Raw genomic sequence first — 20,439 nt, 5'->3', positions numbered from 1 at the left:
GATGGCCGGCATCGCCATCATCGGCGGCGGCGTGATCGGCTGCGCCGCGGCGGCCTGGCTCGCGGCCGACGGACACGAGGTCACGGTCTATGAGCGCCGGCCGGAGGACCGCCACGCCTCCGCCGGCAATGCCGGGCTGCTGGCCTTCCCCGAGATCACGCCGCTGGCCCGGCCCGGCGTGCTGAGATCGGTGCCGCGCTGGCTGATGGACCCGCTCGGCCCCCTCGCCCTGCGCTGGCGCGACCTGCCGGCGCTGACCCCCTGGCTGCTGCGTTTCCTGGCCGCGGCCCGGGCGGAGCAGGTGGAGCGGTCGACCGCGGCGCTGGGCGAGCTGATGCGCGGGGCGCTGGACGACCATCACGAGCTGGCCCGCCGCGCCGGCATTTCCGGTCATCTGCGCCAGACCGGGGCGATCGACATCTACGACACCGAGGCCAGCTTCCGCGCCGCCCTGCCGGAGTGGGAGCTGCGCCGCCGCCTGGGCGGTTACGAGTTCGAGCCGCTGACGCCGGACCAGGCCCGCGCTTTGGTGCCGGATCTGGCCGGCGGCTTCGCCCGCGCCGTGCTGTGCCGGGCGTACTGGATGGTCGACAGCCCGCTCGGCGTGCTGCAGGGCCTGCGCCGCGGCCTGGGCGACCGGCTGGTTTCCGCCGCCGTGACCGCGGTCGAGCCCGGCGCCGAGGGCATCGCCGTCCGATTGGCCGACGGCACCGCCCGGACCTTCGACCGGGTGGTGGTCGCCGCCGGCGTCTGGTCGCGCGAGATCGTCCGTGGCCTCGGCCTCAAGGTGCCGCTGGAGACCGAGCGCGGCTACAACACCACCATCCCGGAGGCGCCGGTGCGCCTGCCCATGCCGGTGGTGTTCGCCGATCACGGTTTCGTCGCCTCGCCTCTCTCCGACGGCCTGCGCATCGGCGGCGCGGTGGAGTTGGCGGCAGTGGACGCCCCGGCCAATCTGGCCCGCGCCCGGGCGCTGCGCCAGAAGGCCCGGCGCTATCTGCCGGCGATCCCGGAGACCGGCGGCACCGAATGGATGGGCCGCCGTCCGTCCACCCCCGACAGCCTGCCGGTGATCGGCCCGCATCCGCACGACCCGCGCATCGTCTTCGCCTTCGGCCACGGCCATCTCGGCCTGACCCTGTCGGCCACCACCGCCCGCCTCGCCGCCGGCCTCCTGTCCGGCATCCCGGCGCCCGCCCCGTTCGGCATCGACCGCTTCCAGTGAGAGTGCCATGACCAAGAGCAGCTTCTTCTGCATCGACGCCCACACCTGCGGCAACCCGGTCCGCGTCGTCGCCGGCGGCGCTCCGCCTCTGAAAGGCGCGACGATGAGCGAGAAGCGCCAGGCCTTCCTGGCGGAGTTCGACTGGATTCGCACCGGGCTGATGTTCGAGCCGCGCGGCCATGACGTGATGTCGGGGTCGATCCTGTACGCCCCGACCCGCGACGACGCCGACGCCGCCATCCTGTTCATCGAGACCTCCGGCTGCCTGCCGATGTGCGGCCATGGCACCATCGGCACGGTGACGGTGATGGTCGAGGAGGGGCTGGTCCGGCCGAAGGTGCCGGGCAAGCTGCGGCTGGAGGTGCCGGCCGGCATCGTCGACGCCGAATACGAGCAGGACGCCGCCGGCCACGTCACCTCGGTGCGCATCCGCAACGTCCCGTCCTTCCTGTACCAGGAGAAGCTGGAGTTCGAGCTGCCGGGTTTCGGCCCGCTGGTGGCGGACATCGCCTATGGCGGCAACTTCTACGCCATCATCGAGCCGCAGCCGGGCTATGCCGACCTGGAGGCGCTGTCGGCCGGCGAGATCCAGCGCCTGTCGCCGATCGTACGCCAGGTGGTGAACGAGCGCGCCGACATGGTGCATCCGGAGGACCCGACCATCCGCGGCCTGCGCCATGTGCAGTGGACCGGCCGGCCGAAGCACCCGGAGGCGCATGCCCGCAACGCCGTGTTCTACGGCGAGAAGGCGATCGACCGGTCGCCCTGTGGCACCGGCACCTCGGCCCGCATGGCCCAGCTGGCGGCGCGCGGCGCGCTGAAGTCGGGTGACGCCTTCGTGCATGAGAGCATCATCGGCAGCCTGTTCCATGGCCGGGTTGAGGGCACGGCCAAGGTAGGCCCCTTCGACGCGATCATCCCGTCGATCGCCGGCCAAGCCTGGCTGACCGGCTACAACACCATCTTCCTCGACGACCGCGACCCCTTCGTCCGCGGCTTCACGGTCATGTGACGGCGGCGCCGGCCCCGCTACTGTATGGGCCGGAGCCACCCCCTCACCCGAAATCGCTGCGCGATTTCGACCTCTCCCCAAGGAGAGGTGTCAGGGGCCATGCTCCGATTCCCTCTCCTCGGGGAGAGGGAGGGGCCCGCCGCGTTGGCGGCGGGAGGGTGAGGGGGATTCGAGGAGAACGGGATGATCGACCGGGTGCTTCTGATCGGGGCCGGGCTGCACGGCATGGTGGCGGTGGCGATGGGTGCCTTCGCCGCGCATGGCATGGCCGCGGCGGCGCCGGAGCGGCTGGGCTGGGTGCACACCGGCGCGCAATACCAGCTGGTCCATGCCGTCGCCCTGCTGGCCCTGGCCCTGCTGGGCGCCCCGGGAATGCTGCGCTGGGCCGGCTGGTCCTTCCTGGTCGGCGCCGCGATCTTCGCTGGCACCCTCTACCTGATGGCCTTCGGCGCGCCGCGCTGGTTCGGCGCCATCACCCCGATCGGCGGCGTGCTGCTGATCCTGGGCTGGGCCTTGGCGGTGCTGGCCGCCTTCCGCCTGGCGGAAAGCTGAGGCGCGAGGCGTTGGCCGCGGCCGCCGCCCGCGCTAGGGTCTGAGTCATGGCCGATCTCGACCTCGACGCGCGCGACCTGATCTGCCCGATGCCGGTCCTGAAGGCGCGCAAGGCGCTGCAGGGGCTGGCGCCGGGCCAAGTGCTGGACGTGCTGGCCACCGACGCCGCGGCGCGCAAGGACTTCCCGGCCTTCTGCGATGCCACCGGCCATGTCCTGGTCGCGGTCGCCGACGAGCCGGACGGCGTCACCCGCTACAGCATCCGCAAGGCAGGATAGGGCATGGACACGCTGCTCTTCACCCACCCGGCCTGCATCGGCCACGACACCGGCCCCGGCCATCCCGAACGGCCCGACCGGCTGCGGGCGGTGCTGACGGCACTGGAGAGCGAGAGCTTCGCGCTGCTGCAGCGGCGCGAGGCGCCGGAGGCGACGATCGAGCAAATTGCCCGCGCCCATCCCGACGCCTTCGTCCGCCGCCTGCTGGCCGCGGTGCCGGAGAGCGGGTTGCAGCCGATCGATGCCGACACCGTGCTGTCGCCGGGGTCGGGCGCCGCCGCGCTGCGGGCCGCCGGGGCCGGCTGCGCCGCGGTCGACGCGGTGCTGGCGGGCGAGGCGCGCAACGCCTTCTGCGCCGTGCGGCCGCCCGGGCACCATGCCGAGGCGACGCGGGCCATGGGCTTCTGCCTGTTCAACAGCGTCGCGATCGCCGTCATGCACGCCCGGATGGCGCATGGGCTGGGCCGGATCGCGGTGGTCGATTTCGACGTCCATCATGGCAACGGCACCCAGGACATCTTCTGGTCCGAGCCCGACCTGTTCTACGCCTCGACCCACCAGTCGCAGCTGTATCCCGGCACCGGGTCGGAGGACGAGACCGGCGTCGCCGGCAACATCCTCAACGCGCCGCTGCCGCCGATGTCGGGCGGGGTCGAGTTCCGCCGGGTGATGGAGCGGATCGTGCTGCCGGCGGTCGACAGCTTCAAGCCGGAGCTGCTGCTGATCTCGGCCGGCTTCGACGCCCATGCCCGCGACCCGCTGGCCAATCTCGAGCTGCACGAAGGCGATTTCGCCTGGGCGACGCAGGAGCTGATGCGCCTGGCCGACCGGCATTGCGGCGGCCGAATCGTCTCCACCCTCGAGGGCGGCTACGACCTGCGCGCCCTGGCACTGTCCACCGCCGCCCATGTGCACACGCTGATGACCGGCTGAGGCTGGTCGTATATTGCAATGCAGCATCTATAACCTATTTATACTCCTCGCAATCAACCGAGCGCTTGCTGCGTTGCAGCAAGATCGCTCCGGACGCGATTGCCGGAAGGAAACGCCGCATCCCCCTCGAGGTTCATGATGTGGCCCTACACCCCGCTCGAAGCCGACTACCTGACCGTCGCCCTGGCGCCGGATGAGATCGCGCCGGACGAGACCGTGCCGCGCGGGGAGCTCGCCGCCCGCACTTTGGCGATGCCGGCGCATGCCAACCCGTCCGGCGACATCTTCGGCGGCTGGATCATGTCGCTGATGGACGAGGCCGGAGCCATGACGGCGATGAAGCACGCCCAGGGCCGGGTGGTCACCATCGCGGCCACCGACATGGCCTTCATCCACCCGGTCAAGGTCGGCGACGCCGTCTGCTGCTACGCCGAGGTCGCGCGGATCGGCCGCACGTCCATCACCCTGCACATCGAGGTCTGGGTGCTGCGCTCGGGGCTGGGCGAGCGCATCAGGGTGACCTCCGCCGAGTTCACCTTCGTCGCCCTCGACGAGGCCGGCACGCCGCGAGCCATCCGCCGGGCCGACGCCCGAGCTGCCTGAAGGACGGCGGCAGCCTCACCCAGGCCCGTCCGGCCACAGCCCGGCCAGCATTTCCGGCAGGATGGTGTCGTCAAGGGGGCCGGTCCCAGGCGCCGCCTCGCCGAGTCCGTCGAACTTGCCGTCCAGCGCCAGATGGGCAAAGCCGTGCACCACCGACCAGGCGGCCAGCACGGTGGTGAGGGCCGCGCGGTCGAGCGGCCGGCCGGCAGCGACGCCGCGATAGGCCCGGACCGCATCCTCGAGCTCGGCGAAGGCGGCCTGGCCGGCGGCGCGCAGGCGCGCATCGTCCCAGTTCAGCCGGTCCTTGCGGAACATCAGCAGGAACCGGGCCGGATGCGCTCGGGCGAAGCGGACATAGCCGATGCCCTGCCCGTGCAGCCGGGCGGCGGGATCGGTGCCGCCCTCGTCCGCGCCGTCGCGCAGGAAGCGGGTCAGAGTCTCGAACCCCAGCAACGCCACCTCGGTCAGAAGCCCGGCGGCGCTGCCGAAATGATGCGCCGGCGCCGCGGCCGAAACCCCGGCCCGGCGCGCCGCCTCGCGCAGCGTGAAGCCTTCGACCCCGCGCTCGGCCAGGATCGCCTCGGCCGCCGCGATCAGCGCCCGCTGCAGGTCGCCATGGTGGTACCGCTCGCGCGGCGTCTCGTCCGGCATTGGCTTCTCGAACTTTACAGTGTTCAGATCAGATGATATCGTCTCATCTTAACACCGTTCAGACCAGGAGGAAGCCGTGCTCGACCTGCTGTTCCGCGGCGGCAACATGCTCGCGATCCTCGGCTGGCTGGCGCTGGCCACAGCACCGCTGCTGCCGCGGCACAAGGCCCGGCTGCGAGCCGCGGCCGGGCTGGCGGTGCCGCTGCTCTTCGCCGCCGCCTATCTCGGCCTGGTCGGCATCTCCTGGGGCTCCGCCCAGGGCGGCTACGAATCGATCGAAGCGGTGCGAGCCCTGTTCGATTCGCCCGGCATGCTGGTCGCCGGCTGGCTGCACTACCTGGCCTTCGACCTGTTCGTCGGCGGCTGGATCGCGCGCGAAGGAGAGCGGGCCGGGCTGCCGCATCTGCTGCTGCTCCCCTGCTTCGCGCTGACCTTCCTGTTCGGCCCGATCGGCCTCCTGGCCTTCGTGCTGCTGCGGGCCGGCTTCGACCGCCGCGCCCCTGGCCTCGTCGCGGAGGCATGACCATGTCCTCGTTGGCCATCGATCCGCTGCCGCGCCGCCCGATCCGCGGGCCGTCGGCCCTGCTCCAGGCGGTCCGGCGCCGCGACCCCATCCTGGCCGGCTTCGGCCTGGCCCTGCTGGCGCTCGCTGTCGTCCTGGGCGTTGCCGGGGCGCTCGACGCTCGCCAGCTGCACGGCGAGGACGTCTGGGCCAAGCCGGTCAAGTTCCTGCTCTCGGTCGGGCTGTTCGCCCTGACCAGCGCCTGGTTCATCGGCGAACTGCCCGAGGCGCGGCGAGGCGCGGCCCCGATCCGTGCCGCGCGCTGGACTCTTATCGGCGCCGGCACGTTCGAGCTGGGCTACATCACCCTGCAGGGCGCGCTCGGCCAGCCCTCGCATTTCAACGAGTCGACGCCGTTCCACGCGGTCATGTTCGCGCTGATGGGGGTCGGCGCCGTGGCCCTGACCGCGACGGCCCTGCCGCTGGCGCGCGAGATCGCCCGGCACGGTACCGGGCTGCCCCCGGCGCTGCGCCTGGCGATCGTGCTGGGGCTGGTACTGACCTTCGTCCTCGGCGTCGGCGCCGGCATGGCCATCGCCACCCATGGCGGCCATGCCGTCGGCGGCATCCCCGACCACCCCGGGCTGCCGCTGCTCGGCTGGTCGACCACCGGCGGCGACCTGCGGGTGCCGCATTTCCTCGGCATCCATGCCCAGCAGCTGCTGCCGTTGGCCGGCGCCGGCCTGGCGGCCGCTTGGCCGCGGCGGGCGCGGCCGGCGGTCTGGCTGGTGTCGGTCCTCTATGTCCTGGTCACCCTCGCCGCCTTCGCCCAGGCGATGGCGGGCCGCCCGCTGATCGACCTGTGACTAGCGCGCCGGAGCCGTGACCCACAGCGCCCGCGCCTCGCCCTCGCCGGTGGCGATCGCGGCGTGGCCGATGCGAGCGTCGAAATACACCGCATCTCCCGGGCCGAGCTCGACCGAGCCATGGGTCTCGCTGAGCAGCGTCACCCGGCCGGCGAGCACATAGAGGAAATCGTCGCTGTCGTGCCGCTCCCAATCCTCGAAATCGTCGAGGGACCGGCCGCGGACGGTGACTTCGGAGGCCAGGAAGGGCGCGTTGCGCAGCTCGCCGCCGAACAGGCGCATGCGGTAGTTCGGCATCTCGGTGGTCGCCCCCTCGCCGGCCCGCACCACGATCCGGCGGCCGCGCAGGGGCGAATCGGCCGGACCGAACAGCGCCGCCAGCTCGATCTCGAAACCACGCGCCAGCTTCTGCATCGCCTGGAAGGTCGGCGACATCTCCCCGCGCTCGATCTTCGACAGGGCCGAGCGCGAAAGGCCGGTGCGGCCGGCCGCATCCTCCAGCGTCCAGCCCCGGTCCGAACGCAACCGGCGCACGGTCTCCGCCAAGTCGATCGGTGGGGTGCCGTCGTCCATCGGGGGCATGATCGATCTCGCCATTACACCCACCCGCTTGTCGGTCGGTGGTGTCAGCCGGTCAAGCGCGTTTCCACTATGATGGAATTTTCCACTATAGTAGACAGAACCAAGGCCGGCGCGACCGGCGGCTGTGGAGAGACGAGATCATGGAAGCGCTGGTGTTCGATCGGTTCGGCGGTCCCGAGGTGCTGGAATACCGGACGCTGCCCGACCCGGCGGTGCCGCCGGGCCATGTCCAGCTGGCGCTGCGCGTGGCCGGCCTCAACTTCGCCGACCTGCACCGCCGCCGCGGAAACTACCGCCTGGCCGGCGCGGCACCGCATATCGCCGGCTATGAGGGCGCGGGCGAGGTGGTGGCGTTGGGCGACGGCGTCGCGGGCATCCGCCTCGGCGGCCGCATCGGCTTCGCCGACGTGCCCTTCGCCAATGCCAGCCGCGTCACCGTGCCGGTCGACCGCGCCATCCCGCTGCCGGACGACATCGGATACCGCGAGGCCGCGGCGATCCTGCTGCAGGGGCTGACGGCGCAGTATCTGGTGGCCGACAGCGCCCCGGTCCGCGCCGGGGCCCGCGTGCTGGTCCACGCCGCGGCTGGCGGGGTCGGACAGCTGCTGGTGCAGATGGCGAAGCGGCGCGGCGCCACCGTCATCGCCCTGGCCTCGACGGCGGGGAAGGCGGCGATCGCCGTCGCTCGGGGCGCGGATCACGGCTTGACCTATGACGACGACTGGGTGGCCACGGTCCGGGATCTCAGCGATGGCGGCGTCGACATCGCCTATGATTCGGTCGGCACGACGCTGGCGCAGAGCTTGGACGCCACCCGGCCGCGCGGCACGGTGGTGGCCTACGGCACCGCCGGCGGGGACCCGCCGGCGATCGATCCGCGGCTGCTGATGGAGCAGTCGAAGGCGGTGGTCGGTGGCGACCTGTGGGACCATCTCGACAGCCGCGCCAGCCGGCTGGCGCGCGCCGACGCGCTGTTCGCCGCGCTGCGGTCCGGGGAGCTCGCCCTGCCGGAGATCGAGGCCTTCCCGCTGTCGCGCGGCGCCGACGCGCATCGCCGGCTGGAGAGCCGCGCCGTCACCGGCAAGATCGTGCTGGTGCCGGACGGGGCGGGCTGAGCCTCAGCCCAGCGCCGCCGCGATCTCCGCCCATTCCTGCTCCAGGCTGGCCTGGGACATCGGCTTGCCGGCCTGGCGGTACCAGTAGCCGGCGTTGCCGAGGTCGCCTTCCTTGCGGTGAAGGTAGGCATGAGCCCAGGCGGCGTCGGCGCCGTCCTCGGAATCGACGCAGCCATGCGCCCGGTCCCAGTCGCCCTTGGCGTCCCACCACAGCGCGGCGAGCGGCGGCGACAGGGTCGCGGGCGGCTGGTCCTGGTCCAGGGAATTTCTGAAAGCGGCGACATCCATCGGTCGGCCTCCCGGTTCGTCAGGGGCGCGGCACCCCGGGTCGGGGATCACTGCACAGCTCGGTGCCGGGCACAAGCCGGAGATGGAATCGGCACAACGAAACAAGGGGCCGAAGGCCCCTGGTCTCATCCATCGGAACGACCGGTCGGGGCCGTGCGGCCCCGGTCCTGATCAGTAGCCCTGGATCTGCATCCGCTTGCGCAGCGCCTTGCGCTGGCGGCGGACGGCTTCGGCTTCCTCGCGGATGCGGCGCTCGGACGGCTTCTCGTAGTTCCGGCGCTGCTTCATCTCGCGAAAGATGCCTTCACGCTGCATACGCTTCTTGAGGACGCGCAGCGCCTGATCGATGTTGTTGTCGCGGACGAGCACCTGCATCGGGCAAAGGCCTTTTCACTAATGGGTCGGGCGGGGTTACGCCTTTCAGCCGAGAATGTCGAGTACGATCTGACGAATCTCAGCGCGGGACAGCTCTGCCGTGTGTGCCGGCTGCCGCAGCGGGGTGGTGGCCAGCCGCGACGTCGGACGACGCCGGCGGCGGGACAGGGTCTTGGTCTTTTCGGTCTTCATGTCTGTTCTTTACGGTTCGGGCCCTTGGGGCCTCGTTGCACTCAATATCGCTTAAACCACGACGCAAAGGCCATCGGCCCGCCCGTCGCGGCACAAAGCACGATCGGCAGGCGGAGCGCCTGCCCTATCGTTCGGATCATGGTTGGGAGGGGGATCCGGGCCGGTTCCTCGGAACGACGGCGCAGATCGTGTCGAAACCGATCTCGACGCTCGATATAGGGGAACCGCGGCCGGTTTGCAACCCGCCACGAAAAACAGCCGATCGGCGGAGATGACAGCGGGCCGGATCGTTCCCACATCGAAATCATCTCGGTGGCTGACACTGGGGGGCGAAATGCGCTTCGGCATCGTCGGATTCGGCCTGGTCTTCACCCTGCTCCTGCCCACGGCTCCCGCGGCGGCCCAGGACCATCCGGTTGACCTCGAGCTGGTGCTCGCGGTCGACGTCTCGCGCTCGATGGACGATGATGAGCAGGCGCTGCAGCGCGACGGCTATGTCGGCGCCCTCACCCACCCGGAGGTGATCAATGCCATCACCTCCGGCGTGCATGGCCGCATCGCCATCACCTATGTCGAATGGGCGGGCGCCAACTCCCAGGCCGTGATCCTGCCCTGGCGGCTGATCGACGGCGCCGCGGCGGCACGCACGGCGGCGGCGGACCTGTCCGAGACCTTCGGCACGGTGATGCGGCGCGGCACCTCGATCTCCGGCGCGCTGCTGTTCTCCGCCGGGCTGTTCGACAACAACGGCTATGAGGGCATCCGCCGCGCCATCGACATTTCCGGCGACGGGCCGAACAACGCCGGCTGGCCGGTGTCGGGCGCCCGCCAGATGGCGCTGTCGCAGGGCATCACCATCAACGGCCTGCCGGTGATCCTGAAGCGCGGTGGCTTCGGCGGCCTGCCCGAGCCCGACATGCTCGACGCCTATTACCGCGACTGCGTGATCGGCGGCCCCGGCGCCTTCACCGTGGCGGTGCGCAGCCCGCAGCAATTCGCCGAGGCGATCCGGCGCAAGCTGGTGCTGGAGATCGCCGGGGCGGTACCGGAGGCGGCACCGGTCGCCTTCATCCCGGCCCAGGCCGGCGGCACCGACTGCATGATCGGCGAGAAGACCCGCCCGCGCTGGCTGGACCAGGACCAGCGGTAGGGCCTCCTGCCCCTACCCCTCCACCACCAGCCGGTAGCCGACGCCGGCCTCGGTCGCGATCAGCCGCGGCCGGGCCGGGTCGTCGCCCAGCTTCTGCCGCAGCTGGCCGACATAGACGCGCAGATACTGCATCGCGCCGATATGCGCCGGGCCCCCAGACCTCGCGCAGGATCTTCTGATGCGTCACCACCCGGCCGTGATGGGCGGCCAGCAGGCGCAGGATCTCGAACTCCTTCTTCGACAGCCGGATCTCCTTGCCATCGTCCAGCACCCGCAATGCCGGCCGGCGCATATTTGGCGGCGTTGTCGATCAGGTTGACCAGTGCCTGCTCTAGCAGGATCGGGTACAGCGGCAGGCCCGGCGCGATCTTCCCGGCCGGCAGGCGCTTTATGAGATCAACCGCTATTCGGCGGCAATCCGCTCCGGCGACTTCCTGTTCGTCTCGGGCCAGGTCGGCAGCCGCGACGACGGGTCGCCCGAACCGGTCTTCGAACAGCAGGTCCAGCTTGCTTTCGACAATCTCGCGGCAGTGTTGAAAGCCGCCGCCTGCACGTTCGACGACGTCGTCGACGTGACCATCTTCCACACCGACCCGTCCACGCAGTGGGAGACGTTTGCCGCCATCCGGCTGAAGGCGATCGGCGACGCGCCCTACCCGAACTGGACCGCGGTGGGCGCCAACTGGCTGGCGGGCTTCGATTTCGAGATCAAGGTCATCGCGCGCCTGCCGCAGCCGACCTGATCGGTCGCCGGCGGGTGTCAACAGCGGTTCGGGCCATGGCTTCATGCCCAGGCAGATGACTCGCACCGACCGGGACAGATGGGCGACGGCCGATCAGATGGATGTCCTCGCTCAGCGGCCGGTGTCGTTGCCGATCGCGTCCAGAACGGTGAGCACCCCGTCCAGGGTGTCGGCGACGCCGCCCTACCGCACCTTCTCGGCCGCACCGGCGGTCGCGGCAGTGTCGACCGACGCACCAGCGGTCGCGGCAGTGTCGACCGACGCACCAGCGGTCGCGGCGGTATCGACCGCCGCACCACCGGCCGCGGCGGTGTCGACCGCCGCACCAGCGGTCGCGGCGGTGTCGACACTGTACGTCTGCACCACACCCATGATCGCATCGGTGTCCTTGGACTTGTCGGTGTCAGCCATGATGGTCTCCCGCTATCCGCATCGTGGAAATCCCGGCATCAGCATAGACCGTCCGCTTCCGCCCGCGTGAGCTATTTCCTACCCCTCCACCACCAGCCGATAGCCGACCCCGGCCTCGGTCGCGATCAGCCGCGGCCGGGCCGGCTCGTCGCCCAGCTTCTGCCGCAGCTGGCCGACATAGACGCGCAGATACTGCATCGCGTCGATATGGGCCGGGCCCCAGACCTCGCGCAGGATCTTCTGATGCGTCACCACCCGGCCGTGATGGGCGGCCAGCAGGCGCAGGATCTCGAACTCCTTCTTCGACAGCCGGATCTCGCGCCCCTCGAACCGCACCCGCCGGTGCGGCACGTCGACGGTCAGCGGCCCGGCCTCGATCACCGCCTCGGCCGCCTCGTCCTCCAACCCGCCGCGGCGCAGGGCGGCGCGCAGCCGGGCGGTCAGCTCGGCGATGCCGAAGGGCTTGGTGACATAGTCGTTGGCACCGCGGTCCAGCGCCTCGACCTTCTCGGCCTCGCCGGCGCGAACCGACAGCACGATCACCGGCACGGCCGACAGCTCGCGGATCCGGCTCAGCACCTGCTGGCCGTCGATGTCGGGCAGGCCGAGATCGAGGATCACCAGGTCGGGCCGGTCCTGCACCACCCGCTCCAGCCCCTCGGTGCCGCCGGCCGCCTCGATCGGGGCATAGCCGTCGGCGGCCAGGCTGATCTTGAGGAAGCGGCGGATCTGCGGCTCGTCGTCGATGATCAGGATGCGTGGCGCTGGGCGAGGGTCGGGCGGGTTCGACATCGGTTCACACCCCCATCGAGGTGCCGGGCAGGGCCGGGGCCGCGAGCTCCGGCGGGAAGGTGACGGTGAAGACGGCGCCGCGCTGGTCGCCGCGGTTGCCGGCGGTGACTCGCCCGCCCAGGATCTCGACGAAGCCGCGGCAGATGGCCAAGCCGAGGCCGGTGCCCGCTTGGGCACTGTCGCCGTGGTGGATGCGGTGGAACTTGTCGAAGATCGCCTCCAGCTTGTCCTCCGGGATGCCGTCGCCCTCATCCAGCACCCGCAGCGCCAGCCCCTTCTCCTCCCGCGCCGAGACGGTGATGGTGGTGCCGGCCGGCGCATATTTGGCGGCGTTGTCGATCAGGTTGACCAGCGCCTGCTCCAGCAGGATCGGGTCGAGCAGGTACAGCGGCAGGCCGGGCGCGATATCGAGCACCAGGCGATGGCGGGCGACCAGGGCGGCGCAGCGCTGGGCCGCCGCCCCGACCACCTCCGCCACCTCGGTCGCCTCCAGCCTCGGCTGCAGCACGCCGGATTCGAGCCGGGTCATGTCGAGCAGGTTGCCGACGAAGCGGTTCAGCCGCTCGGCCTCGTCCTCCGCCGTCTCCATCAGCTCGGACCGCGCCTTCGGGTCCAGCGCCGCATCGTGGCGGCGCAGGCTGGAGATGGCGCCGATGATCGAGGCCAGAGGCGTGCGCAGGTCGTGGCTGATCGAGGTCAGCATCGCGGCGCGCAGCCGCTCGGTCTCCGCCACCACGCGGACCTCGTCGACATCCTTGACCAGGCGCACCCGCTCGATCGCCACCGCCGCCTGGTCCATCAGCGAGTCCAGCAGGCGCTGGTCGTCGGGGCTGAGCAGCGGCCCCGGCTGGTCGCGGTCGATGCCGACCACGCCGATCTGGCCGGAGGCGGTGCGCCAGGGCAGGAACAGCCATTTGCCGCCGGGCAGAGTGTCGGCCCCCCGCCCCGCCGGCCGGTCATTGGCCCAGCTCCACTGCGCCGCCGCCCGCTCCGCCTCCTCGATCCGGTCCTCCGGCGGATAGCCGGCCACCACCTGCAGCGACCCGTCCTGCGGCATCAGCACGACCACGCGCAGCTTCAGCATCGACGCGACCTGATAGGCCGCGGCCCAGAGCAGGTCGTCGGCCGACCCGATCGCCGCCAGCTTGCGGCTGAACCCGAACAGCTCCGCCGTCGCCCGGGCCCGCGCCGCGGCGCCGCGGGCCTGCAGCCGGGCCCGGCTCTGCAGGTTCGAGGTGACGACCGCGACCACCAGGAAGAACACCAGCGTGGTGACGTTCGACGGGTCGGCGATCACCAGGCTGTACAGCGGCGGCAGGAAGAAGAAGTTGACCGCGAAGACGCTCAGCAGCGAGGCGAAGATCGACGGCCCCAGCCCGTAGCGCGCGGCGCAGAACAGCACCGGGATCAGGAACACCAGGGCGATGCTGTTGGTGGTGGCGACGAAGGCGACCAGATGCGCGGCCGCGGTGGTGGCCGCGACGCCGACCGCGGCGACCAGATAGGGCCGCGGGTCGAAGCCGGCATCGGCCGGGCGGGTCTGGATCCGCTCCGCGCCAGGCTGGGCCTCCGTCCCCTCGCCCGCCATGACATGGACCGAGATCGACCCCGATTTGCGCAGCAGATCATGCACCACCGAGCCGTGCAGCATCTCGAACCAGCGCGACCGGTCGGACTTGCCGATGACGATCTGGGTGATGTTGTTGCGCTGGGCGTAGCTCAGGATCTCGGCGACGATGTCGTTGGCCGGGAGGGTGACGGTCTCGCCGCCCAGCTTCTCCGCCAGCAGCAGGGCGCGGGCGATGCGGTCGCGCTCGGCCTCGCCCAGCCGGTGGTGGCGCGACCCCTCGATGTAGACCGCGATCCAGCGCGCCCCCAGCCGGTCGGCCACCCGCCGGGCGTAGCGGACCAGCGCCTCGCTATTCGGCGCCTCGCTGACGCAGACCATGATGCGCTCGCCGGCGGCCCAGGGGCCGGTGATGGCATGGGCCCGCATGTAACCCAGCATCTGGTCGTCGACCCGCTGGGCGGTGCGGCGCAGCGCCAGCTCGCGCAGCGCCGTCAGGTTGCCGGGCTTGAAGAAATGATCGACCGCGCGCCGGGCCTGGTCGCGGATATAGACCTTGCCCTCGGCCAGCCGCTTCTGCAGGTCCTCCGGCGTCAGGTCGATCAGCTCGATCTCGTCGGCGCCGTCGATCCAGGCATCCGGCACCGTCTCGCGCACCCGGATGCGGGTGATCTGGGCGACGACGTCGTTCAGGCTCTCGACATGCTGGATGTTCAGCGTGGTCCAGACATCGATGCCGGCATCCAGGATCTCCTCGACATCCTGGTAGCGCTTGTCGTGCCGGCTGCCGGGGGCGTTGGTGTGGGCCAGCTCGTCGACCAGCACCAGGGCCGGCTTGCGCGCCAGGATGGCGTCGAGATCCATCTCCTCCAGGGTCCGGCCGCGATGCTCGGCGCGGCGGCGGGGGATGATCTCGTAGCCGCCGACCAGGGCCTGGGTCTCGGCCCGGCCATGGGTCTCGACCACGCCGATGACGACATCGAGCCCGTCGCGCCGCCGCGCCGCGCCCTGGGACAGCATCTCGTAGGTCTTGCCGACGCCGGGCGCCGCTCCGAGGAAGATCTTGAGGCGGCCGCGGGTTTTCGCGACCGCCTCGAGCAGGGCTTCCGGCGAGGGACGATGATCGTCGTCCGAGCGATCGGTCAATGACATCGGGGCAGGAGACTACGGGGTCTTCAGCCCGTCCAGCGCCATGTTGAGCCGCAGGACATTGACCCGCGGCTCGCCGATCAGGCCGAGCAGCCGGCCCTTGGTCGCCGCGTGCACGGCGTCGCGCACCTGGTCCGGCGACAGGCCGCGGGCGGCGGCGACCCGGGCGATCTGCAGCTCGGCATTGGCCGGGCTGATGTCCGGGTCGAGACCCGAGGCCGAGCTGGTGACCATGTCGGCCGGCGGGTTCCTGATGCCCTGCGCCGCCAGCGCGTCGACGTCGGCCTTGACCCGGTCGGCCAGCGCCTGGCTGGTCGGGCCGAGGTTGGAGCCGCCCGAGTTGGCGGCGTTGTAGGGCTGCGCGATCGACTGGCTCGGGTCGTTCGGATCGGCGCCAGAGGTCGCCGAAATCCGGCCGTGGAAGTACTTCTCGCTGGTGAAGTCCTGGCCGATCAGCGACGAGCCGATGACGGTGCCGTCGTCGCGCTTGATCAGGCTGCCATTGGCCTGGGCCGGAAGCAGCCCCTGGGTGATGCCGGTCATGGCGAAGGGATAGGCGATGCCGGTGAGGATCGTCAGCAAGACGACCATCACGAGGGCGGGTCGGATCTGGTTCAGCATGTTCGCCTCACGCCAGGCCGAGGGCGGTGACGATCAGGTCGATCGCCTTGATCCCGATGAACGGGACGATGAGGCCGCCCAGGCCGTAGATCAGAAGGTTGCGCCGCAGGAGAGCGGCGGCGCTGAGCGCCCGGTAGCGGACGCCGCGCAGCGCCAGCGGGATCAGCGCGATGATGATCAGCGCGTTGAAGATGATCGCCGACAGGATCGCGCTCTGCGGCGAGTGCAGGTCCATGACGTTGAGCACCCCGAGCTGCGGGTAGAAGGCCAGGAACATCGCCGGGATGATGGCGAAGTACTTGGCCACGTCGTTGGCGATCGAGAAGGTGGTCAGGGCACCGCGGGTGATCAGCAGCTGCTTGCCGATGCCCACCACCTCGATCAGCTTGGTCGGGTCGCTGTCGAGGTCGACCATGTTGCCGGCCTCGCGCGCCGCCACCGTGCCGGTCTGCATCGCCACGCCGACATCGGCCTGGGCCAGCGCCGGCGCGTCGTTGGTGCCGTCGCCGCACATGGCGACCAGCCGGCCCTTGCCCTGCTCCTCGCGGATCAGGGCCAGCTTCGCCTCCGGCGTCGCCTGGGCCAGGAAGTCGTCGACCCCCGCCTCGGCCGCGATCGCCGCGGCGGTCAGCGGGTTGTCGCCGGTGATCATGACGGTGCGGATGCCCATCCGCCGCAGCTCGGCGAAGCGCTCGCGGATGCCGCCCTTGACCACGTCCTTCAGATAGATGACGCCGAGCGGCTTGCCGTCCTTGGCCACGGCCAGCGGCGTGCCGCCGGACTTGGCGATCCGCTCGGTGATCTGCTCCAGCGCCGCCGGCATGGCCAGGCGCGGATTGCCGGCCATCTCGCGGACATGGGCGATGACGGCATCGACCGCGCCCTTGCGGATGACCGAGCCCTCGATGTCGACGCCGCTCATGCGGGTCTGGGCGGTGAAGGGCACGAACTGCGCGTGCATGCGGCCGACCTCGCGGGCCCGCAGCCCGTATTTCTCCTTCGCCAGCACCACCACCGAGCGGCCTTCCGGAGTCTCGTCGCTGAGCGAGGAGAGCTGGGCGGCGTCCGCCAGCTCGGCGTCGGTGACGCCGGGCAGCGGCACGAACTCGGTGGCCAGGCGGTTGCCCAACGTGATGGTGCCGGTCTTGTCGAGCAGCAGCGTGTCGACGTCGCCGGCCGCCTCGACCGCGCGGCCGGACATGGCGAGCACGTTGAAGCGCACCAGCCGGTCCATGCCGGCGATGCCGATGGCGGACAGCAGCGCGCCGATCGTGGTCGGGATCAGGGTGACGAACAGCGCCACCAGCACCACCACCGAGATCGACCCGCCGGCATAGGCGGCGAAGCTGGGGATGGTGACCGTGGCGAAGACGAAGATGATCGTCAGCCCGGCCAGCAGGATGTTCAGCGCGATCTCGTTCGGCGTCTTCTGGCGCGACGCCCCTTCGACCAGCGCGATCATGCGGTCGAGGAAGGTCGATCCCTGGGCCGCGGTGATGCGCACCTTGACCCAGTCGGACAGCACGCGGGTGCCGCCGGTGACGGCCGACCGGTCGCCGCCGGATTCGCGGATCACCGGGGCGGATTCGCCGGTGATCGCGCTTTCGTCGACCGAGGCGATGCCCTCGATCACCTCACCATCGGAGGGGATCAGGTCGCCGGCCTCGACCAGCACCAGGTCGCCCTGGCGCAGCGACAGCGCCGGCACCGGCTCGGTGTCGCGGCCGGCGGCGTCGCGCAGCCGCTTGGCCACAGTGTCGGTCCGGGTCTTGCGCAGGCTTTCGGCCTGCGCCTTGCCCCGGCCCTCGGCCACGGCTTCCGCGAAGTTGGCGAACAGCACGGTGAACCAGAGCCAGAGCACGATCTGGACGGTGAAGCCGATGCCGGCGGCGCCGGTGGCGATGTCGCGCAGCAGCAGCACGGTGGTCAGGGCCGCGACGACCTCGACCACGAACATCACCGGGCTGCGCCACATGATGCGGGGGTCGAGCTTGCGCACGGCGTCGATCGCGGCCGGGCCCATGATCTTGGCGTCGAACAGCGACGCCGGGGTGTTGGAAGTCTTCATGACCGAGTGTCCGATCAGAACAGAGTGCCGGCGGAGGAGGCGAGCTGGTCCACGATCGGACCCAGCGCCAGGGCCGGGAAGAAGGTCAGGCCGCCCATGATCAGCACCACGCCGATCAGCAGGCCGACGAACAGCGGCCCGGTGGTCGGGAAGGTGCCGGAGGACGGCGGCAGGCTGCGCTTGGCGGCGAGCGACCCGGCGACGGCCAGCATCGGCACGATCATCAGGAAGCGGCCGATCAGCATCGCGAAGCCGAGGGTGATCGTATAGAACAGCGAGGTCGCGGTCAGGCCGCCGAAGGCCGAGCCGTTGTTCGCGGTGCCCGAGGTGTAGGCGTACAGCACCTCGGTGAAGCCGTGCGGCCCCGGGTTGAGGATGCCGGCCAGCCCGGCCTGGGTCGACACCGCCAGGGCGGTGAGGCCCAGCATCGAGGCCGGCAGGATCAGCAGGGCCAGCATGGTCATCTTGACCTCCTTGGCCTCGATCTTCTTGCCGACGTACTCCGGCGTGCGGCCGACCATCAGCCCGGCGACGAAGATCGCCTCGACCACGAACAGCAGCATGCCGTAAAGGCCGGCGCCGACGCCGCCGATCACGACCTCGCCCAGCATCATGTTGACCAGCGGCACCATGCCGCCCAGCGCGGTGAAGCTGTCATGCTGGGCGATGATGGCGCCGCAGGACGCCGCGGTGGTGACCACGGCGAACAGGGCCGACAGCGCCTCGCCGAAGCGGACCTCCTTGCCCTCCATGTTGCCGAGGCTGGTGTCGACGCCGAGCGAGGCCAGCAGATGGCCGCCGCCCGCCTCCTGCCAATAGGTGATGAAGACGCCGGCGAGGAACAGCACGCCCATGGCGCTGAGGATCGCCCAGCCCTGGCGCTCATTGCCGACCATGCGGCCGAAGACGTTGGTCAGCGCGGCGCCGATCGCGAAGATCAGCACCATCTGCACCAGGTTCGACAGCGCGGTCGGGTTCTCGTAGGGATGGGCCGAATTGGCGTTGAAGAAGCCGCCGCCATTGGTGCCCAGCATCTTGATCGCCAGCTGCGAGGCCACCGGCCCCTGGGCGATGGTCTGATGCGCGCCTTCCAGCGTGGTGGCGTCGACATAGCTGCCGAAATTCTGCGGCACGCCCTGCCAGACGAAGAACACCGTGGCGACGACGCAGATCGGCAGCAGCACGTAGAGCACGGTCCGGGTCAGGTCGACCCAGAAATTGCCGATGGTCGGGGACGACCGCCGGGCGAAGCCGCGCACCAGCGCGATGGCCAGAGCGATGCCGACCGCGGCGGAGGCGAAGTTCTGCACCGTCAGCCCGGCCATCTGCACCAGGTAGCTCATGGTGCTTTCGCCGCCATAGGACTGCCAGTTGGTGTTGCTGACGAAGCTGACCGCGGTGTTGAAGGCGAGGCCTTCCGGCACCGCCGCCATGCCGGCCGGGTTCAGCGGCAGCACGTCCTGGAAGCGCTGCAGCGCGTACAGCACGACGACGCTGACCAGGCTGAAGATCAGCATGCCGAAGGCATAGCCGGTCCAGTGCTGCTCGCGGTCCTCGCGCACGCCGGCGGCGGCGTAGAACAGCCGCTCGACCGGGCGCAGGATGGGGGAGAGGAAAGTGCGCTCGCCCGCGAAAACGCGGGTCATGTAGCCGCCGAGCGGGCGCACGATGAGGATGACGATCGCGCAAAAGATCGCGATCTGGATCCAGCCGTTGAGGGTCATGGTCGCCTCAGAACTTCTCGGGCCGGACCAGGGCATAGACGAGGTAGCCGAGCAGCAGCGCGGATACGACGCCGCCGAGGATGAGATCGAAGGTCATCGTCCCCTCACAGCCGGTCGCAAAGCAGCACATAGCCCAGGCCGACGGCGAAGAACGCCGCGGCCAGGGCGAGCATCAGAACGTCGAGCACGAAGTCTCCTTTCCGCAGATGGCCTGCGGAGTCGTGTGATCGGGGCGGATCAGACGCCCGGAGCACATAAAAATTCGATCCGGATTTCCGCCGCAGGTCCACGCCGGACTATCCTGACTGCAAGACCTTTTCCAGAATGTCTCTTGGGCCATTTGGGGGGCCAGCAACGCCATCGACCGAAAGAGAAATGGGTCCCCCCTCCCCTCGCGGGAGGGGGCTAGGGGGAGGGGGTTTTCGCCGTCAAGACCGGCCTGGGTTCTGGCGATCCGGCTCTCACCGCGGGACCCGTTCTCTGCCCATTCGCGCGCGGACGCGCGCAGCCCCCTCCCCCTGCCCCCTCCCGCAAGGGGAGGGGGGACTAAAAAGGAACGGACTTCAGCTATTCTGAAAAGGTCTCGACCGCAGAGGGGCCGAGCTTGGGAGATGGGTAAATGATGACGGGCGGATGCCTGTGCGGGGCGGTGCGCTACGAGGTGGCGGCCGATCCCGTCTACACCGGACACTGCCATTGCCGGTCCTGCCAGCGCGCCAGCGGTGCCGGCCATTCCACCTATGTCGGCGTCCCGCGCGCGGCCATGACCGTCCGCGGCGAGACCCGCGTCTACGCCGCGACCGGCGGCAGCGGGCTGCAGGCCCTGCGCCATTTCTGCCCGGTCTGCGGCAGCCAGCTGTTCGGCACCGGCGAGATGGATCCCGGCACCGCCACGCTCTATGCCGGGTCGCTGGACGACCCGTCGGCGATCCGGCCGGACGCCGCGATCAATGTGCGCGACCGCCAGCCCTGGGACCGGATCGCCGGCGGCCTGCCGGAATTCGACGGCATGCCGCCCGGGGCCGGCGGAGTGTAGCGTT

Annotated in this window: 26 protein-coding genes and 1 pseudogene; 12 read left to right on the top strand and 15 right to left on the bottom strand. The window is 70.5% G+C overall.

Translation table 11 applies throughout. From position 1 onward, the window contains the following. Position 1 precedes the first annotated feature (1 nt). From QFZ27_RS13320 to QFZ27_RS13295, 6 genes are all read left to right on the top strand, one after another. A complete protein-coding gene (locus tag QFZ27_RS13320) occupies positions 2–1,225 on the top strand; it encodes an NAD(P)/FAD-dependent oxidoreductase (RefSeq protein WP_429226877.1) in 1,224 nt (407 codons plus the stop codon). A gap of 7 nt (positions 1,226–1,232) precedes the next feature. Beyond that, a complete protein-coding gene (locus tag QFZ27_RS13315; RefSeq protein ID WP_429226876.1) occupies positions 1,233–2,237 on the top strand; it encodes a 4-hydroxyproline epimerase in 1,005 nt (334 codons plus the stop codon). A gap of 183 nt (positions 2,238–2,420) precedes the next feature. Further along, the gene (locus QFZ27_RS13310) at positions 2,421–2,789 is read left to right on the top strand and encodes a DUF423 domain-containing protein (RefSeq protein WP_429226875.1); all 369 of its coding nucleotides are present in this window, start codon (positions 2,421–2,423) and stop codon (positions 2,787–2,789) included. Positions 2,790–2,836: 47 nt separating this feature from the next. Next, positions 2,837–3,067 carry a sulfurtransferase TusA family protein gene (locus QFZ27_RS13305; RefSeq protein WP_429226874.1) on the top strand — a complete coding sequence of 77 codons (231 nt, stop codon included), beginning with the start codon at positions 2,837–2,839 and terminating at the stop codon, positions 3,065–3,067. A 3-nt stretch (positions 3,068–3,070) separates the two neighbouring features. Beyond that, positions 3,071–4,000 (top strand): histone deacetylase family protein, encoded by a 930-nt coding sequence (locus tag QFZ27_RS13300; RefSeq protein WP_429226873.1) that lies wholly within the window; start codon positions 3,071–3,073, stop codon positions 3,998–4,000. Between the two features lie 135 nt (positions 4,001–4,135). After that, positions 4,136–4,603: an acyl-CoA thioesterase gene (locus QFZ27_RS13295; protein WP_429226872.1), complete on the top strand. Its 468-nt coding sequence runs from the start codon at positions 4,136–4,138 to the stop codon at positions 4,601–4,603. A 15-nt stretch (positions 4,604–4,618) separates the two neighbouring features. On the opposite strand, the gene QFZ27_RS13290 is transcribed toward QFZ27_RS13295, so the two are convergent. Beyond that, the gene (locus QFZ27_RS13290) at positions 4,619–5,254 is read right to left on the bottom strand and encodes a TetR/AcrR family transcriptional regulator (RefSeq protein WP_429226871.1); all 636 of its coding nucleotides are present in this window, start codon (positions 5,252–5,254) and stop codon (positions 4,619–4,621) included. Between the two features lie 76 nt (positions 5,255–5,330). Here QFZ27_RS13290 and QFZ27_RS13285 point away from each other — a divergent pair, with 76 nt between their 5' ends. Together QFZ27_RS13285 and QFZ27_RS13280 are read left to right on the top strand one after the other, a co-directional pair. After that, entirely contained in the window at positions 5,331–5,777 is a 447-nt protein-coding gene (locus tag QFZ27_RS13285; RefSeq protein WP_429226870.1) for an ABA4-like family protein, read from the top strand. Positions 5,778–5,779: 2 nt separating this feature from the next. Then, on the top strand, positions 5,780–6,622 hold the full coding sequence (locus QFZ27_RS13280; protein WP_429226869.1) for a hypothetical protein: 843 nt from the start codon (positions 5,780–5,782) through the stop codon (positions 6,620–6,622). Here QFZ27_RS13280 and QFZ27_RS13275 read toward each other — a convergent pair whose 3' ends face one another. Continuing rightward, a complete protein-coding gene (locus tag QFZ27_RS13275; RefSeq protein WP_429226868.1) occupies positions 6,623–7,204 on the bottom strand; it encodes a helix-turn-helix domain-containing protein in 582 nt (193 codons plus the stop codon). Between the two features lie 140 nt (positions 7,205–7,344). Between QFZ27_RS13275 and QFZ27_RS13270 the strand changes: the two genes are divergently transcribed. Continuing rightward, a complete protein-coding gene (locus tag QFZ27_RS13270; RefSeq protein ID WP_429226867.1) occupies positions 7,345–8,319 on the top strand; it encodes a quinone oxidoreductase family protein in 975 nt (324 codons plus the stop codon). Between the two features lie 3 nt (positions 8,320–8,322). On the opposite strand, the gene QFZ27_RS13265 is transcribed toward QFZ27_RS13270, so the two are convergent. The 3 genes from QFZ27_RS13265 to QFZ27_RS13255 all read right to left on the bottom strand — a co-directional run bounded on the left by QFZ27_RS13265 (position 8,323) and on the right by QFZ27_RS13255 (position 9,174). Further along, positions 8,323–8,607: a hypothetical protein gene (locus QFZ27_RS13265; RefSeq protein WP_429226866.1), complete on the bottom strand. Its 285-nt coding sequence runs from the start codon at positions 8,605–8,607 to the stop codon at positions 8,323–8,325. A gap of 171 nt (positions 8,608–8,778) precedes the next feature. Next, positions 8,779–8,982 (bottom strand): 30S ribosomal protein S21, encoded by a 204-nt coding sequence (gene rpsU, locus QFZ27_RS13260; protein ID WP_225767343.1) that lies wholly within the window; start codon positions 8,980–8,982, stop codon positions 8,779–8,781. A gap of 45 nt (positions 8,983–9,027) precedes the next feature. Next, complete coding sequence (locus QFZ27_RS13255; RefSeq protein WP_429226865.1) at positions 9,028–9,174, bottom strand: hypothetical protein; 147 nt, start codon at positions 9,172–9,174, stop codon at positions 9,028–9,030. A 334-nt stretch (positions 9,175–9,508) separates the two neighbouring features. Between QFZ27_RS13255 and QFZ27_RS13250 the strand changes: the two genes are divergently transcribed. Further along, positions 9,509–10,324, top strand: a complete 816-nt coding sequence (locus QFZ27_RS13250; RefSeq protein WP_429226864.1) for a DUF1194 domain-containing protein — start codon at positions 9,509–9,511, stop codon at positions 10,322–10,324. 12 nt (positions 10,325–10,336) lie between these two features. Here QFZ27_RS13250 and QFZ27_RS13245 read toward each other — a convergent pair whose 3' ends face one another. Together QFZ27_RS13245 and QFZ27_RS13240 are read right to left on the bottom strand one after the other, a co-directional pair. Then, complete coding sequence (locus QFZ27_RS13245; protein WP_429226863.1) at positions 10,337–10,456, bottom strand: winged helix-turn-helix domain-containing protein; 120 nt, start codon at positions 10,454–10,456, stop codon at positions 10,337–10,339. A gap of 64 nt (positions 10,457–10,520) precedes the next feature. After that, a pseudogene (locus QFZ27_RS13240) lies at positions 10,521–10,616 on the bottom strand (hypothetical protein); the annotation flags it as partial. A gap of 103 nt (positions 10,617–10,719) precedes the next feature. Between QFZ27_RS13240 and QFZ27_RS13235 the strand changes: the two are divergent. Further along, positions 10,720–11,067 carry a RidA family protein gene (locus tag QFZ27_RS13235; protein ID WP_429232449.1) on the top strand — a complete coding sequence of 116 codons (348 nt, stop codon included), beginning with the start codon at positions 10,720–10,722 and terminating at the stop codon, positions 11,065–11,067. A 183-nt stretch (positions 11,068–11,250) separates the two neighbouring features. Here QFZ27_RS13235 and QFZ27_RS13230 read toward each other — a convergent pair whose 3' ends face one another. The 8 genes from QFZ27_RS13230 to QFZ27_RS13195 all read right to left on the bottom strand — a co-directional run bounded on the left by QFZ27_RS13230 (position 11,251) and on the right by QFZ27_RS13195 (position 19,689). Further along, positions 11,251–11,478, bottom strand: coding sequence for a hypothetical protein (locus tag QFZ27_RS13230; protein WP_429226862.1), 228 nt, complete (start codon positions 11,476–11,478; stop codon positions 11,251–11,253). Between the two features lie 78 nt (positions 11,479–11,556). Next, positions 11,557–12,270, bottom strand: a complete 714-nt coding sequence (locus QFZ27_RS13225; RefSeq protein WP_429226861.1) for a response regulator — start codon at positions 12,268–12,270, stop codon at positions 11,557–11,559. Positions 12,271–12,274: 4 nt separating this feature from the next. Then, a complete protein-coding gene (locus QFZ27_RS13220; RefSeq protein WP_429226860.1) occupies positions 12,275–14,983 on the bottom strand; it encodes a DUF4118 domain-containing protein in 2,709 nt (902 codons plus the stop codon). 18 nt (positions 14,984–15,001) lie between these two features. Next, positions 15,002–15,607 (bottom strand): potassium-transporting ATPase subunit KdpC, encoded by a 606-nt coding sequence (kdpC, locus tag QFZ27_RS13215; RefSeq protein ID WP_429226859.1) that lies wholly within the window; start codon positions 15,605–15,607, stop codon positions 15,002–15,004. A gap of 7 nt (positions 15,608–15,614) precedes the next feature. Beyond that, complete coding sequence (kdpB, locus tag QFZ27_RS13210; protein WP_429226858.1) at positions 15,615–17,675, bottom strand: potassium-transporting ATPase subunit KdpB; 2,061 nt, start codon at positions 17,673–17,675, stop codon at positions 15,615–15,617. 14 nt (positions 17,676–17,689) lie between these two features. Beyond that, positions 17,690–19,399, bottom strand: coding sequence for a potassium-transporting ATPase subunit KdpA (gene kdpA, locus QFZ27_RS13205; protein WP_429226857.1), 1,710 nt, complete (start codon positions 19,397–19,399; stop codon positions 17,690–17,692). Positions 19,400–19,406: 7 nt separating this feature from the next. Then, positions 19,407–19,496, bottom strand: a complete 90-nt coding sequence (kdpF, locus tag QFZ27_RS13200; RefSeq protein WP_429226856.1) for a K(+)-transporting ATPase subunit F — start codon at positions 19,494–19,496, stop codon at positions 19,407–19,409. Between the two features lie 7 nt (positions 19,497–19,503). Then, positions 19,504–19,689, bottom strand: a complete 186-nt coding sequence (locus QFZ27_RS13195; protein ID WP_429226855.1) for a hypothetical protein — start codon at positions 19,687–19,689, stop codon at positions 19,504–19,506. Between the two features lie 329 nt (positions 19,690–20,018). On the opposite strand from QFZ27_RS13195, the gene QFZ27_RS13190 reads away from it, so the two are divergent. Then, the gene (locus tag QFZ27_RS13190; RefSeq protein ID WP_429226854.1) at positions 20,019–20,435 is read left to right on the top strand and encodes a GFA family protein; all 417 of its coding nucleotides are present in this window, start codon (positions 20,019–20,021) and stop codon (positions 20,433–20,435) included. Positions 20,436–20,439 lie beyond the last annotated feature (4 nt).

This window comes from Inquilinus ginsengisoli (assembly GCF_050434925.1).
GTDB classification, from domain to species: domain Bacteria; phylum Pseudomonadota; class Alphaproteobacteria; order DSM-16000; family Inquilinaceae; genus Inquilinus; species Inquilinus ginsengisoli_B.
Note: the sequence above shows the minus strand (reverse complement) of the source record. Positions and strands in the feature narration are given on the sequence as shown.